This is a genomic window from Leptolyngbya sp. BC1307, assembly GCF_002286735.1.
Lineage (GTDB): Bacteria > Cyanobacteriota > Cyanobacteriia > Phormidesmidales > Phormidesmidaceae > Phormidesmis.
Genome location: NZ_NRTA01000002.1, coordinates 111,131 through 126,194, shown reverse-complemented (window position 1 = coordinate 126,194; position 15,064 = coordinate 111,131). Strand labels below are relative to the sequence as shown.

Here is a 15,064-nt window from a genome sequence, read left to right as displayed (position 1 = left end):
TAAAGCCAAGACTAAGCCGCCTGCTGCCGCTCTTTTTCTAGCCGCTCTTTTTCTAAGTATGCAAAGACGCTTTTGTCGCCAATGTCTGGCGGGATCGGCTGAATGACTTTGCGCAGGGCAAAAATAGCAAACAGCGCTGCCCAAACAGCTAACATACCGCGCTCCGTTTGGTCGGGCAAAAGACCCGTCATATGGCCTAACAGCAGACCGGGCACTATCACCGCCAGAAATTTGGTCTCCAGGCGATTAAAGCAAAAGGCTTCTTTGAAGAAAATGCCGGTTAGGGCAGCAAAGGTAAAGCCGATGCCTAAAATTGTCAGTGGCTGCTGATAGGCTGTCAGCGCTAGAGGGCTGGGGTAAATGAAGGCGATCGCCACGCTCGCCAGCCCGCCAATCGCCCAAAAAATCTGTAGCGCCCGGTGTAGGGGCCGTAAGTAGATATGGATCTTCGCGAAGCTGAGACCAAGCGCTAGCCACATCAGGCCGTAGCAGATAGTTGCTACTAGGGGAGCTGCCGCGCTGGCAAAGAACACGCAGAGGACGGCGATCGCAAAACTGATAGCAGCCACAACCAATCCAGCCCGGTAGAGAATTACCTCCTGGCGATCATGCGGGTCGATGGTAAAGCTGCCGAACTGACCTTCGTAAACCACAGACGCCGGGTCGGGCGCAGTCGGCGCATTGAGTTGGGTGGTCATCATATTGACTCCATTACAAAACAGATTATAGAGAAGCGGATTGTCTCTGTGAGCAAGCGATATAACTACCAGCGATGGCGGTCCGTCTCTTTAGAAAACAGCCCGAGCAGCGGCCCTAAAACAGCGCCGAAAACAAAGCCGCCCGCATGTGCCCAGTAAGCCACGCCGCCCGTTGCCCCGACATCCGCCGTCGCTCCCAAGCTAGCGATGCCATATAGGGCCTGCTGTACAAACCACCAGCCCAAGAAGAAAATAGCCGGAATGCGGAAGGTCGTGATGAAGATAAACAGCGGCACCAGGGTGAGAATTTTAGCGCGGGGAAAGCGGATAATGTAGGCTCCCATAATGCCAGCGATCGCCCCACTAGCGCCCAGCGTTGGCACGGTCGAAGCCGGGTCAAAAAACCACTGCGTTAGCCCTGCCAGCGCGCCGCAGGCCAGATAAAAAATCAGAAACTTGAGATGACCCAGCTGGTCTTCAATATTGTTGCCAAAGACCCACAGATAGAGCATATTGCCCCCCACATGCAGAAATCCGCCGTGGAGAAACTGAGAAGAAATTAGCGTAAACCATTCGCGCTCAGCCGCTGCGCCGCCGCTGAAGGATTGAGTCAGCTCAGCCGGGACAATTGCCCACGTGTTAAAAAACTGCTGGAGAGCATTTTCTCCCAGCGACATTTCGTAGAGGAAAATAGCAACATTCAGAACAACCAGACCATAGACGACTACCGGCGTCGTGCTGATGGGGTTGTTATCTTTAAGAGGAACCACGGCGAGCAAGAATGAGGGATAACTTTATTTTAGACGGGTCATCCTAGCTGACTGTACCAGATCTGACGATTATCACACTTCAGCGGGCCATCCTTCAGCGGGCGGTGATGGGAGAACGCTATCTGGCCAGCTCAATGTGCCTGCGTCTGCATTGAGCTGTACGGAGATCCCCACCGGCAGAGCGGCGTTGGCACCGTCATGGCCAAAAGGTAAATCAGAGACAATCGGAATGCCCAGATCTGAGAGGCGATCGCTCATCACTTCTGCCACGCTCAGCGTCGGCCCTGACTGATCCGGTTGCCAGCCGCTAAAGCGACCTAAAGCAATTCCTTTCACCTGCTTCAGCCGACCGTTAGAGCGCCACTGAGTCAGCATTCGATCCAGCCGGTAAGGGGCTTCGCCGACATCTTCGAACGCCAGAATCACATTGGTTAAGTCAGGTTCAGCCGGTGTGCCCAGCAGGTGAGTGGCCACACAGAGATTTCCTGGCAGCAATCTGCCGCTGGCCTGACCGCCACAGCCCATCTCAGCCCACCCGCGACCTTGTATAGGCGCTATCTGGTGATGCTCTACCCAGCTGAACAAACGCGCTATCGACCAGGCCGGCTCATCTGCTAGCGTCGTCAGGACTGGCCCATGCACACCCGATATGCCCTGCTTGCTCAAGCTCCACAGCAAACCAGTGATATCTGAAAAGCCAATCAACCATTTGGGGGCTGCTGTTAGCGGTGGCCAATCCCACTCTTCTAGTAAACGGGTACCGCCATAGCCGCCGCGAGCGCAGAGAATGCCCTTACACTCAGGATTTTGCAGCGCGGCTAATAGCTGCTGCCGGCGGCGACTGTCTTTGCCAGCTAGATATCCCCAGCGATCATCATAGCCATCGCACAAATGCAGTCGGTAGCCCCGCTGACGCCAGATGGCCAGCCCTTCTGCAAACTTTTCTGAGGTGAGTAGCCCACCACTAGGCGATATGACATATAGCAGATCGCCCGGCGATAGCGATGGCGGTAGCTGACAGCGTGACTCAGAGCGCATAAGTACCCTAAAACGACGTTCGTAGATTCTTGTAGACCCACCCAATCATCTAGAAAGAAGACAGGTCATTGCTTTGAGCCGCCTGGTTCATCTGCTCCAAATTGGCCTGCATGGTCTGGTGGATCTGCTCAGCTAGCCGATCAGTGGTACCGGAGCGATCGCGCTGATAGTCTGCCAAATAACCTTTGAGATTGATCGGGTCACCGATATAAAAGTAGGCTTTGCGGAGCGCTTTAAGCTGGGCGTGCTCCAGATGAAACACCTCCCGCTCTAACCGCATCAGCGTATCTAAAAAGCGCTCTGGCGTAGGTGATTCGGCAACGTAGCCATCGTAAATAGCGTCGAAGTTGAGCAGCCGCACAGTATCCCAGTAGATATCTGACTGTTCAGCTTCAGCGTGGAGGTTGCTGCCGCTAGCGTCTGCAGACTCTTGCTCAGCTTCTAGTAGAGCCTGAACTTTGTAAACCCGCTCACGCACCGGTACATGCAAATTGGGCTCAATCTCCAGCGCCGCTTCACACTTTTTGATAAAGATCTGCCGCAGCCGCTCGATCCGCTGATTCCAATCTAGATCGCTTTCGGGGGGCAACCCGGCTTCAGCTTCAATTTTCAAAATCACCTGGTGAGCCACCCGCCGCAGTCGCTGGTAAATATCAGTGTGGCCCGCTGGCACGGCGGCAATCTGGAGCTGGCTCTCCAACCGGTCGAGCGTGGTTTTGATCACCCGGCGCATGGGCTGCAAGTAGCGATATTTCAACGTCAGGGGCACTAGGTACAGATCGGGAATTTGCTCAGGGGAGGACGCTTTTTTGGCGAGTTGGGCCAGTACAGACATCGGTAGTTGAATAGCCCCTGAGCGAAAGGGCATGATCGTATCGTTCTGGTAGGAGCAGCCACCCTCAGGAAAAATTACCAGGCGACACTGTGGCTTTTTAAGTAGGGCAATGGTTTGGCTGATGCTGGCGCGATCGCCCAATCCTCGTCGAATCGAATAGCACCCCAGCCGCTGAATAAACCAGCCTAATAGTCCTTTAAACGATTCATAGGCGACAACGTAGTGAAACAGCTGACCCAGGCGAGCTGACAGGGCAAACAGACTGATCCCATCCTCCATTGTGGGATGGTTGCAGACAAAAACAATGCGGGCGTCCTCTATCGTTCGCACCTTGCCGACGTCTTCTTCAGAGACCGATATCCACACTTTGTAGAGCAGCCGGGCCAGAGGCGTGGTGATGCTCTGTACCAGTCTGATCATCAGCGGTCGCTGCTTTGGCGGATAAAAGGTCTGAGGCGCACTCTGAGAATTAGCGGTCATGGTCCTGCACAAAAGCCTATGCCCTACAGAGTATATGGATAAGGGCATGAGATTTTCTAACGGCAGCCACTATTTATACCGTTTTACCGTTGGCCCCTTTGCTCACGACACAAGCGACTGCTAAACGGCAAAAAAAGACCCCCGCCGCTGGCGAGGGCAATCGTCAAGTCGAATAGAATAGTCCTAATGTACTACAAAGCAGTCCCCGTGTCATTTCGCCGCATCATTTTCGGGGCCATCGTTGGGAACCCCCCAGAACGAGCTAGGCGATCTGGACTAAACGGCTTTAGCCAGGCGCTTGCTCTAGCGCGAAACCACCAAAATCACCCCAAAAGCAATGAAGGCTAACCCTAGCAGCTGCGAGAAAGAAACAGGTTCTTTAAAGACAAAAAAACCGATTAACACTGAGAGCACATAGATCAAAGCAGTGCTAGGAGCCGCAACGCTAAGCTTGACTCGGGTCAGGAGAAAAATATAGGCGATCGCACTCGTGCCATAGACGGCAAATCCGGCAATCAGTTCTGGAATAGTGACCATCGCCCACAGACGACCCGGTAGTCCGGTTGCCTCAGCGGTTCCGAGTTTGAGCGCCCCGAGCTTCAGCAACAGCTGACCGCAGGCAGCCGTTATTACCGAAAAGCAAAGCAAAGCCAATTGTTGTGGGGTCACAGCATCGCGCCGTCGAGTGCGCCAGTCAAGTGCGCTAGTCAAGTGCGCCAGCATCATAGCAGGCTGACCCCACCGATTGACCCGCGATACCGATTAACCCGCGATGTACTCTCGCATGTCGCCCCGACGCTTCCGCAGCTTAGTCAACGCTTCTCGCTCAATCTGGCGCACGCGCTCGCGACTGATATCTAGCATGGCTCCGATTTTTGCCAGGGTCATATTTTTGCCATCATCGAGGCCAAAGCGCAGCGAAATCACCCGCTGCTGCTGTGGCGTCAGATCGGCTATCAGCGCATTTAAATCGCGCTTGAGCGATGACTGCGTGGCGTAATCGTCTGGCGTTTGGCCATCGTCTTCTAGCAGATCGCTGAGCTGAGTATCCTGGTTGTCACCTACGCGCAAATCTAACGACAGGGGCTGCCGCGACTTGTCTAGATAGTCACGCACCTGCTGAATGGTCAGCTCTGTATCTTGAGCAATCTCAGGAATGGTGGGGGCGCGGCCCGTTTTTTGCGTGAACTGGCGCTGGGACTTCTTAATTTTGTTGAGCTTTTCGGTGATGTGAATCGGTAGGCGAATAGTGCGGCTCTTTTCGGCGATCGCCCGAGTAATGGCCTGCCGAATCCACCAATAAGCATAGGTACTAAAGCGGTAGCCCTTAGCCGGGTCAAATTTTTCCACCCCGCGCTGCATGCCGATAGTGCCTTCCTGGATGAGATCTAGCAGATCGACATTGCGCTTGATATATTTTTTGGCGACTGACACGACCAGCCGCAGATTGGCCTCGACCATTTTGCGTTTAGCGCGTTCGCCCGACTCAATCGCTACGGCCAAATCGTCTGCGGATAGCTGGGCAGCCTGAGCCCATTCCACCTGATCAGGATCGCGTCCCAACGTTTCGGCTAACTCGGCATGAACGGCAAGCAGTTCCATCATTTGCTTGACCTGCTTACCCAGAATAATCTCTTCTTCGTGAGTGAGTAGTGGCACACGGCCAATCTCTTTGAGATAGGTGCGAACTAAATCGCCAGAAGGAGCGGCTTTCATAAAAATGTAGCGGTAAGAGAATAGTTCTTGACCGGGAGCACCACTAGGGCTAACTCCCAAACACTTGGCATGCAAGCCGTCTAAAGCTTGAACCCCGAAATGAGACAGTTGCACCGAGAAAAAGCTATGGACAGAGATATTGATCTGCGCTTTTTCTCTACAGGAAATTTAAAACCTAATTTATGAAAACAATTGTAACGTTTATGAGAGCCATTGTTCAATTTAATCGTTTGTGAAGCTCTCAGAAAACCGGCTGACTAAAGACGGAAAGTCGATCTCATAAACAGTCCTAGCGCATTTCTACGGAAAAATGGAGCCTGCCTGGTTCGGGTAATAAGCCTATTGAGTTCGCATGATAATGAGAGTCTTAAACAAATTTGCAAATGTTTGTAAACTATTTAAATCCGCTCACAGGAACATTACATGGTCCTATAGACAGATTTTGTTCGACTAGACACCGTTCGTTCTAGACCGTTGGGTCTTGTTGAATCGGTGCGCTTCAAAGTTCTGCTACCGTTCTGCTACCTATGGGCAGCCTGAGTGATTCTAGATAAACTTAGAGGACACTGGCTTTGACCGCTGTCTGCTATCGCTACCTCTGAAATCAGGATGCCAGAATCATAGTACATGCGTATTGTTTTGTCACTGATTTACTGGCCTTACGACTCCTTCCCAGCCAGTACGCTTTTGGGATAAGAAATGCGCTTGTGGTTATGCTGCTGCCATACCTGGACAAAGACGCTGGCAATTATGTCCATGTCATCGCGACTGAGGCCGCTGTCTATCAGCTGTCGGTTGCGCCAGCGAGCCCGCAGAATCTTGTTCACCATGGTATAGGCTTCGTCGATTGAGGCATCGGGGTTGAGCGATCGCAAGGCCGCCTCACAAGAATCGGCCAGCATCGTGATCCCGGTTTCAATGGTTTGAGGAATCGGGCCGTCGTAGCTAAAGTCGGCGGCATTGACGACCAGGGTAGGTTCTACAGCCTGTTTGGCCTTAGCCTGCTGGTAAAAATAGCTGATTTTCATATCGCCCTGATGCTCTGGGATAAATGCCTGCACGGCTTCTGGCAGCCGGTATTTGCGCGCCATCACCAGGCCCAGCGTGACGTGCTTTTTGATAATGCTGGCGCTTTTCCAGGGGTCATCAATCAGGTCGTGCTTGTTGGGGCCACCCATCTGATTTTCGATAAAGCCTTCAGGGTCGTGCATTTTACCGATGTCATGGTAGAGGGTGCCTGCTCTCACCAGCTCTACATTGCGGCCCAGAGCGCGGGCAGCGGCTTCTGCCAGGTTAGCGACGAAGATTGTGTGCTGAAAGGTGCCAGGGGTCTCGGCTGCTAGCCGCTTCAGTAACGGGCGATTGGGGTTAGACAGCTCAGCCAGGCGAATCGGCGTCACCACATCAAAAAAGTGTTCTAGATAAGGGCTGACGCCTAGCGCTACGACACTCCAGGCCAGGCCATAGAGACCATGCATGGCCGAACCGACAAACACGACTTTCCACAGCGGCGTGGCTACCGTCAGGCGCATTAGCGTCAGCACTAGGTGAACTATGGCCTGGGAGAGGCCGACAAACCCGCCTAATAGGGCAAATTCTTCGCGCGATCGCAGCCGAGGCGCAATCCAGGTGCCGAGCATCGCGGCTGAGGCTCCCGTGACCAGCGGAATCGTACTGACTGATAGGCCGACCGGCAGCAGCAGCGTCAGCAGCCCCACCACCGTCAGCCCCAACGCTGAGCCGTAAAAGCTGCCGACCAGCAGCCCCACAGCCGGCAGCCCCAAAGTCGGTACTCGCAGCGCCGCCAGCCCGGAAACGACTAGACACAGCAGCAGCACTAACCCATGGTCGCGCCGGTTGAGTTGGTTAACCTGCCGGTGATCTACCCACAGGTAAAACGCGACCGCCGCTGCTACTAGCAGGCTAAAGCCGCAGAGCCCGATCCAGTTAAAATAGCGCCCGGTCAGGTCGAAGTAGTCCAACAGTACAAAATCAGACTGATCGATGACTTCATTAGCCCGCACGATTACGTCGCCTCTATGTATTGAGACCATTACCGGCTCAATCTCATTGACGGCCTGATCGGCCCGCAGGCGGGTGCGCTCTTCGTCGCGAACCAGGTTGGCTACCAGCGATGCTGCGATCACATCAGCGGTAAGCTGCTTTACTTCTGGCGTTGGCCCAGCCGGTACTCGCAGCTCTATTGCCCGGCGTAGTAGATCGTCGGGCATGCCTCTATGAATGCCCTGAATCATCATCTCTGAAAAGATCTGCTCGGCATCGCTCTCTAGCGTTGACCACTGCTCATCGGAGAGCTCAAACAAGCGATAATTGTAGAGGGGCGGGCCCTTGGGCTGATCCTCTGAGCTAGCTGCTGCTAGCTCATCAACTGTCTGACGATATTGCCGTCGCCGCGTGTCCATCCGAATTTGGAGCAGTGCTAGACCCTGGCTGCCTGACTGGGCCTGATAAGACAGTAGCTCTTGCAGGGCATCTGCCTGGTCAGCTGCTAGCGATCGCATCTGAGCGGCGATTTTGGGCGGCAGCGATGGCGCAGGCTGATCCGCCGCAGGGAATAGCTCAGCTGAGGATTCACCCGCTAACTCAGCTAAGCGCCAGATCATTTGCCACTGACTGTCTGAAGCCTGAAATAGCGTATCCTGTGTGGTTTCTGACAGAGTCTCCGAGCTGAGAAACTGGGGGCTACCTGCCTGCTCTCGAAGCTCTCGCCCTTGCCGCAAAAGCGTTTTAAGCGATCGCTCCGCCGCCGCCGTGCGGTCAGGATCGAGCTTGAGTATCTCTACGGCACCATTGCGAACGTTAGTGCGTCGCAGCTCAGTCTCCTTTTCATCCTCCACAATGGCACTTGCAGGCGCACGGAAGGTCTGTGGTGATATTGACCGTACATCCAGGCCAGGCTGATTATAGAAGCGTTGGCCAAAGCAGGCGGTCAGCACTAAAACCGCTACGAGCGTTACTATCCAGGTTCGATTGCTGGCTCCTCGCGATATCAGGTCTTTGCCGGTAGACTTTTTGCTGGCTGATGTCTGCGATCGCGCAGCATGACTTGCCCGAGCCTGCCGGTTCGGCCCTGATGGGGGGAGCCCTTCTAGTCGAAAAAACTGCCGAGCGCTATTGACTAAAGGGGTACAGCGACGATTGATCCGCCTATTCCAATAGCGAACGGCGTACCTCAGCCGCCTGGACGACCACAGCCACAGCTGATAAATCCAACTGGCAACATGACGGAGAACGCGCATTGGCCCACCTAATAAATTGCCTAATGGGCCACTGTAGCGAGGCTACCAGCGGCAGTATGGGGAAGAGTGAAGCGGGTTTTGAAATACATCATTTCGCCATTATAGTGCGGGTTTTTTAGCTGATTAACGCGCTTTCAGGTCGGGCCTGCTGACAGTGGATGGGTTTGGCAAGGCCGATAGCCGTAACAATCGCGAGTAACCCGTAGCAAGCAACCAGGCAAGCAATTAGATGGCTGACCTGCCGCAAGCTGTTTTAACAGCAACTACAGCCGATGGAGCGCTAGCCGCAGGCAAAATCCCTGCCCACTGCTCAAACAGTCGATTGGCCAGCGCCGACACGTCTGAAAGCCGCTGTTGGGAAAGCTGGGCCAGTTTGTTTGTGGGGGACCTGTCTGCAGATGTTCTATTTAATGGGATGTTTAAATCATCCTGCTTTTCTATCTGGTTTCCTGACTGATGACAAAATTCTTGATTGAGACTTGATGAAGGGCTAGGCGCTTGCTCGGATTTTGCAGATAAACCCATCTGCCACAGCACAGGTAGCGCCATCCGTCCACTAATCGCACCTGCCAGCACACCGGCTGCTAGCGCGGCTATTCCGCCATAGCGTGCCGCTGCTTGTACCGATAGGCAGTAGCTCTCCGGATGGGTAAGTGCGCTAAGCACCCCGCCTATAAAGGCTGCGTGGTCAGCCAGCTCAGTAGCCGTGAGATCGTGAGTGTAGAGATTTCCTGATATAGACTGGCTTACGGCCGGCAATCGCCAGATCTGCGACAATTGTGCGTGCATCTCGGTCAAAATCCCCTGATAGTGACGAGAGGGCGCTGACAATAGCTCATACGGCTGAGAACGCATTTGCAACTGCACTAAATAATTCACTGGAGAATCCGCACAGCCGCTCAGGGCGAATTCTAAAAGGTCACCGAGTATCAAGTACTGAGCCTCGGCGGGTGCTTGCGTCCCAGATGTTTGCGCCCTATATGTTTGCGACTCGGTAGCAAAGCGCTGCCAGCGGCGCTCCCGGCTGTCGTGATAGCGCAGCAGCTCGGCTATATCAGTTAGCCAGAGGGGGAGTTGAATAGGTCGCCCGGTAGATAGTGTTACAGGTCTCTCCTGAGCGCTTTGAGGCGACAGCGGCTCAGCGGGCGAGGCGAGGATATGCTCAAACCCGAAGGCAACTGCTGCTGCCCAGTTCTCCCACTCGTCAGCGGTGCGATTGCTCTCGGCGATCGCTCTGGGGACAAGCCACAGACCTAGCAGTGCTCCCTGGAAGCGATCGCTCGTAGAGTTTTGAGTGGGTAGGTGAGATGTAGGCATTTGAGGGTCGGGCCTTGACGCTCCTTTGCACAGAGAATTATATCTGCTTATATTGAGATGGCTGAAGGCAGACTATGCAACACTATGCCAAGCAGAACTATGCAAAAGGCTGAGGAAACCCGCAATGGTGCGATCGCGCAATCACAGGCGACTTAACGAACAGCCACTGCTTAATAAAGGCTGGCGTAAATTGTTTAATCAGCGGACAATCTATTTCGCAGGGGCGATCGCACTACCCGCTATCCTCCTCGGCCTTGGCACACCAGCGCTCAGCATATCTGATCTGGGCTCTTCCAGACGTGCTGATCAATCGGTTACCCAATCTATAGAGATCGATCCCTTAATAGCGCAGCCGGCCTATCCAATTCTGTCTGCGGGCAGCACTGACGAAAGCGTGAGCTATCTGCAGGCCACTCTAAAATTGCTGGGCTTTTACTCAGGCAGCGTCGATGGTACCTATAGCCAGAGTACTCAGGAGGCTGTCGCCCGGTTTCAGACGGCAGCTGGCATTGCCGCCGATGGCATTGTCGGGCCGTCTACTTGGGGTAAGCTGCTCCCTACGCCTGAGGCGGCTCAGCCGATTCCTGCCAGTGAAGCGCCTGTAGAACCCCCCACCGCCGCTGTTGTCAGCATGGAAAATAGTCCAGCGCCAGCGCCTAACGGTCCGCCTGTGCTCAGGGTCGATGCTGTGGGTGCTGCTGTCTCCCAGCTTCAGAGCGAACTGCGAACGCTAGGTTACTATCAGGGTGAAATTGACGGTGGGTACGGAGAACAAACCGAAGCCGCTGTCAAACAGTTCCAAAGCGATCAGCAGTTATTGGTCGATGGCATTGTCGGTCCGTCTACGTGGGATGCGCTTTTACGAGCGTTAGCTCAGTAGCCGTCGGACGATTGGGGCTAACTTTAAGCCAGGTCTGTTAAATCAGGTCTATTCAAATCTTGAGCGCGAATACGTGCTGGTGCGCTCTACCAAAACGGGCAGGTCACTATCAACCCAGGCGGTATCGTAACGGTTAGCAGAACCGGATTGACCGCCGATGAGCGTGAAGTAGTCACTCATCAAAAAATGGACGCCGACTACAGCGGCGGCAGAAGAGGCGACTAAGAAACCAGCTAGCATCAGCGAAAATTCTTGATTTTCAACAGCCCGATCCATCAGGCGCAGTGCCCAAAAGACTAGACCAATCACAATAGTTAGCGTCAGCAATATCATTTCAGCGGTGCTTTATCTAACAGCATGAGCCAACCTGGGAGCGCCAATCAATCAGAACGACTCTGACTGGGCAGTAAACATTTACACACTTTTACATATATTAACAGATATCTCAGGCTTTGCCGATGAGCCTGCTCGTCTGTTAAACACCCCGGACACAGGGTCTAGCCCTTTAATCAGAGGCACTTTAACTGTGAGGAACATGTCCGCACGGCTTGCCTTCACAATAGAGGGTGTTTCAGAAAAGCGGACGCTTTATAAGCTTTTGTAAACAATTAGCGGCGGACTGTGACGTTATGAGCTGACAAATAGGTTTTGATTTCATCGACGCTGAGCTGACCGTAGTGCAGCAGTGAGGCGAGTAGGGCGGCTTCGGCTTTGCCTGTTGTCAGCGCCTGATGAATGTGGGCGCAGGTGCCAGCTCCTCCTGAGGCGATTACCGGCACTTCTACACGGCTGGCGATCGCCTCAGTCAACGTCAGGTCATAGCCTGCCTGCGTTCCGTCGGCATCCATGCTGGTAATGAGCAGCTCCCCGGCTCCGCGCTGAACGACATCGCAAGCCCAGGTCACCGCATCCAGTCCGGTATTTTCGCGGCCCCCTCGCACGAAGACATCCCACCGGGGGACATCCCAGCCGGGCTGCTCAGGTTCGGCAGCGGACGGCTGGCGGCGGCGGGCATCAATGGCGACGACGATGCACTGATTGCCAAAGCGATCGCTCGCCCGGTCAATCAAATCCGGGTCGCGCACCGCTGCTGAATTAATACTCACCTTGTCAGCCCCGGCCCGCAGCAGCTTTTTAATAGTGTCTAAAGAGCTAATGCCGCCGCCTACTGTGAGCGGAATAAACACCTGTTCAGCGGTGCGATAGACCACGTCATAGATCACATCGCGGTCTTCGTGGGTAGCGGTGATATCTAAAAACACCAGTTCATCGGCCCCGGCCTCGTTGTAGCGTTTGGCGAGTTCTACCGGGTCACCCGCGTCTTTGAGATCGACGAAGTTGACGCCTTTGACCACGCGGCCAGCTTTCACATCAAGGCAGGGCAAAATTCGTTTGGCAAGCATTTTTTTGAGTTATGTTCAGAGGGAGCGCGGGGCGCTGATAAACTGAGATCTGATTTTGAGCCAGACACCTCAGTAAGGATACAGTTTATTAAGCATGGATTTGGAAATTGGACAGCGGGTACAGGTGTGCCGGATGCGCGATCGCGTCGGCAAGTCTTTTGCTGCTCGCCTGGGCAAAACTGGCACCGTTAAGGATCTGAAGTTGCTTGACGGGCAGAACATTGGCGCGCTGGTAACGTTTGAATCAGATGGCTACACCACCTGGTTTTTTGAAGATGAGCTGCGCCCGGTTGCGTAGCTGCCTAATTTCTACCCCTTTAAAACCTCTATATAAATTCTGTAGACTTCATTATCTGTAGACTATGACGCTGATTCTCACGTTTCTAGGGAAGGGGGGCACAGGCCGCTCTACAGTGGCGATCGCCGCTGCTCAAAAGCTAGCAGGGGCAGGGAAGCGAGTGCTGCTGATTTCCCAAGAGGCCGGGCCAGCGCTGTCGCTGCTGCTAGGCACTGATGTTGGCCCAAGTGCTAGCGCGGTCAGCATTGGGAATCAGAGCTTTCAGGCTGTACAGCTACGCACTACCGCCCTGCTCGACGAAAACTGGGAGCAGCTCAAAAACTTTGAGGCCCGGTATTTGAGAGATCCGTTTTTTAAGGCGGTCTATGGCCAGGAGCTGAGCGTAGTGCCGGGGCTGGATGATTTTTTGGCGCTGAATGCGATTCGCGAATATACCGAGAGCAGCCAGTATGACGTGATCGTGCATGATGGCGCAGGCGACCAGTCCACGCTGCGCCTGTGGGGAGCCATTGGCGGCATTGACTGGTATTTTCGCCGGTTCAAAAAGGTCTTTCAAGATTCGCAGTTTTACCGGTCGATTTCACCTTTTATTGCCCCAGTGACAGGCGCTATATTGAGCAGCGGCTCGTCAGGCGATATTTGGAATCGGCCTGAGAGCCAGAGCGTAGAGAGTATGGTGGCGAAAGGCAAAGCCCTCGTGCGTGACCCGATGCAGCTGCGGGCCTATGTGGTGACGACAGATGATGCGGTGGCGATCGCGACGGGCAAATACCTCTGGAGCGCCGCCCAGCAAATTGGCCTGACGGTTGCCGGTACGGTTGTCAATTCAGTATTTTCGCCAGACCCAGCAGATACCGCCGCTGCCACCCAAGCCTTTAGCCCCTTACCGGTCACAGCGCTGCCCTACAGCTCAGCAGGCGATCGCTGGCAGCCTTTGGTCGCAGCCCTGCCGGACTTAATTGGGCCGGTAGATGTGCCTAGTTCTATGACTGTAGATGTTGCCAGCAGTACCGTTAAGCTGTTTTTGCCGGGGTTTGACAAGCAGCAGGTGAAGCTCACCCAATACGGGCCAGAGGTCACGGTAGAAGCGGGCGACCAGCGACACAATCTATCTTTGCCGTCAGGTCTCAGTGGCCGTTCGGTCACAGGGGCGAAGTTTCAAGACGGCTACTTAATCATTTCTTTTGGCTAATGTATTGGTAGGATTCGGTCTTCTAAAAGGAATGGCATATGTCTGAAGAGCAGCTATCGGAATCATTGACACCAGACTTAGATCAGTCCGACATGGTCGCTGATCCGGCAGGCGCAGAGGCTAAACGCAGTGGCAAAGCGCGGCAGCTATTGGGCATGAAGGGCGCAGAGGCTGGCGAAACCTCGATCTGGAAGATTCGTTTACAGCTGATGAAGGCGATCACCTGGATTCCGCTCATTTGGGGTGTGGTCTGCGGCGCAGCTTCTTCGGGCGGCTATACCTGGTCGGTCGAAAATGTGCTGATTGCAGCGGCCTGTATGCTGATGTCTGGCCCGTTGCTAACCGGCTACACCCAAACCATTAACGACTACTACGACCGCGATCTCGATGCGATTAATGAGCCCAATCGTCCAATTCCGTCCGGGGCGATTTCTCTCGGCCAGGTGAGGGCGCAGGTATGGGTGCTGTTGCTGAGCGGGCTAGCAGTGGCTTATGGGCTAGATCGCTGGGCCGGGCACGAGTTTCCGACGCTCTTTGTGCTGGCGGTGGGCGGCTCTTTTATCTCTTATATATATTCGGCACCACCGCTCAAGCTCAAGCAAAATGGCTGGCTAGGTAACTATGCGCTGGGCGCTAGCTATATTGCGCTGCCCTGGTGGGCGGGCCACGCGCTGTTTGGCGATCTCAATCCGACGATTGTGGTGCTGACGCTGATTTACAGTATGGCCGGGTTAGGGATTGCTGTCGTGAATGACTTTAAGGCGGTGGAGGGCGATCGCCAGCTCGGTCTGAAGTCGCTGCCAGTGATGTTTGGGGTGCAAACGGCCGCTTGGATCTGTGTACTGATGATCGACATTTTTCAAGGAGGCATGGCCGCTTACTTAATTGGCATTCATAAAAACCTCTACGCGGTACTGCTAATCTTACTGATCATTCCTCAGATCACTTTTCAAGATATGTACTTTTTGCGCGATCCGCTCGAAAACGATGTCAAATATCAGGCCAGCGCTCAGCCGTTTTTAGTCTTAGGAATGCTGGTGACGGCATTGGCTATCGGCCACAGCAGTCTAGTGAGCTAGCTGTCTGGTCGAAATACCCCGCCTGATGGCAGTGACCAGTCATGAGCCGCGAACAAAAACCGATCCCCCTTGCCCTCAGTGACTCTACCTGCCGTGAT

14 protein-coding genes are annotated in these 15,064 nt (G+C 54.2%); 4 read left to right on the top strand and 10 right to left on the bottom strand.

From position 1 onward, the window contains the following. Positions 1–11 precede the first annotated feature (11 nt). From CKL79_RS01950 to CKL79_RS01915, 8 genes are all read right to left on the bottom strand, one after another. Positions 12–698, bottom strand: a complete 687-nt coding sequence (locus CKL79_RS01950) for a DUF2301 domain-containing membrane protein (RefSeq protein ID WP_121968009.1) — start codon at positions 696–698, stop codon at positions 12–14. A gap of 65 nt (positions 699–763) precedes the next feature. Next, the gene (locus CKL79_RS01945) at positions 764–1,468 is read right to left on the bottom strand and encodes a rhomboid family intramembrane serine protease (RefSeq protein WP_121967889.1); all 705 of its coding nucleotides are present in this window, start codon (positions 1,466–1,468) and stop codon (positions 764–766) included. A 72-nt stretch (positions 1,469–1,540) separates the two neighbouring features. After that, the gene (locus CKL79_RS01940; protein ID WP_121967888.1) at positions 1,541–2,506 is read right to left on the bottom strand and encodes an LD-carboxypeptidase; all 966 of its coding nucleotides are present in this window, start codon (positions 2,504–2,506) and stop codon (positions 1,541–1,543) included. A 49-nt stretch (positions 2,507–2,555) separates the two neighbouring features. Further along, positions 2,556–3,821 carry a 1-acyl-sn-glycerol-3-phosphate acyltransferase gene (locus CKL79_RS01935; RefSeq protein ID WP_121967887.1) on the bottom strand — a complete coding sequence of 422 codons (1,266 nt, stop codon included), beginning with the start codon at positions 3,819–3,821 and terminating at the stop codon, positions 2,556–2,558. Positions 3,822–4,124: 303 nt separating this feature from the next. Continuing rightward, a complete protein-coding gene (locus tag CKL79_RS01930; protein WP_121968008.1) occupies positions 4,125–4,490 on the bottom strand; it encodes a transporter in 366 nt (121 codons plus the stop codon). Between the two features lie 93 nt (positions 4,491–4,583). Next, positions 4,584–5,537: an RNA polymerase sigma factor, RpoD/SigA family gene (locus CKL79_RS01925; RefSeq protein WP_121967886.1), complete on the bottom strand. Its 954-nt coding sequence runs from the start codon at positions 5,535–5,537 to the stop codon at positions 4,584–4,586. Between the two features lie 659 nt (positions 5,538–6,196). Then, positions 6,197–8,797 carry an HDIG domain-containing metalloprotein gene (locus CKL79_RS01920; protein WP_121967885.1) on the bottom strand — a complete coding sequence of 867 codons (2,601 nt, stop codon included), beginning with the start codon at positions 8,795–8,797 and terminating at the stop codon, positions 6,197–6,199. A 225-nt stretch (positions 8,798–9,022) separates the two neighbouring features. Then, positions 9,023–10,114 (bottom strand): hypothetical protein, encoded by a 1,092-nt coding sequence (locus CKL79_RS01915; RefSeq protein WP_121967884.1) that lies wholly within the window; start codon positions 10,112–10,114, stop codon positions 9,023–9,025. 124 nt (positions 10,115–10,238) lie between these two features. Here CKL79_RS01915 and CKL79_RS01910 point away from each other — a divergent pair, with 124 nt between their 5' ends. Further along, on the top strand, positions 10,239–10,994 hold the full coding sequence (locus CKL79_RS01910) for a peptidoglycan-binding protein (protein ID WP_121967883.1): 756 nt from the start codon (positions 10,239–10,241) through the stop codon (positions 10,992–10,994). A gap of 48 nt (positions 10,995–11,042) precedes the next feature. Here CKL79_RS01910 and CKL79_RS01905 read toward each other — a convergent pair whose 3' ends face one another. Then, positions 11,043–11,327, bottom strand: a complete 285-nt coding sequence (locus CKL79_RS01905) for a hypothetical protein (RefSeq protein ID WP_121967882.1) — start codon at positions 11,325–11,327, stop codon at positions 11,043–11,045. A gap of 275 nt (positions 11,328–11,602) precedes the next feature. After that, positions 11,603–12,397 (bottom strand): imidazole glycerol phosphate synthase subunit HisF, encoded by a 795-nt coding sequence (gene hisF, locus CKL79_RS01900; protein ID WP_121967881.1) that lies wholly within the window; start codon positions 12,395–12,397, stop codon positions 11,603–11,605. A gap of 100 nt (positions 12,398–12,497) precedes the next feature. Between hisF and CKL79_RS01895 the strand changes: the two genes are divergently transcribed. From CKL79_RS01895 to chlG, 3 genes are all read left to right on the top strand, one after another. Further along, positions 12,498–12,695 (top strand): DUF2862 domain-containing protein, encoded by a 198-nt coding sequence (locus CKL79_RS01895; protein ID WP_170943936.1) that lies wholly within the window; start codon positions 12,498–12,500, stop codon positions 12,693–12,695. A 64-nt stretch (positions 12,696–12,759) separates the two neighbouring features. Then, positions 12,760–13,887, top strand: coding sequence for an ArsA family ATPase (locus tag CKL79_RS01890; RefSeq protein WP_121967879.1), 1,128 nt, complete (start codon positions 12,760–12,762; stop codon positions 13,885–13,887). Between the two features lie 92 nt (positions 13,888–13,979). Further along, the gene (chlG, locus tag CKL79_RS01885) at positions 13,980–14,966 is read left to right on the top strand and encodes a chlorophyll synthase ChlG (protein WP_205878969.1); all 987 of its coding nucleotides are present in this window, start codon (positions 13,980–13,982) and stop codon (positions 14,964–14,966) included. The last annotated feature ends 98 nt before the right edge of the window (positions 14,967–15,064 follow it).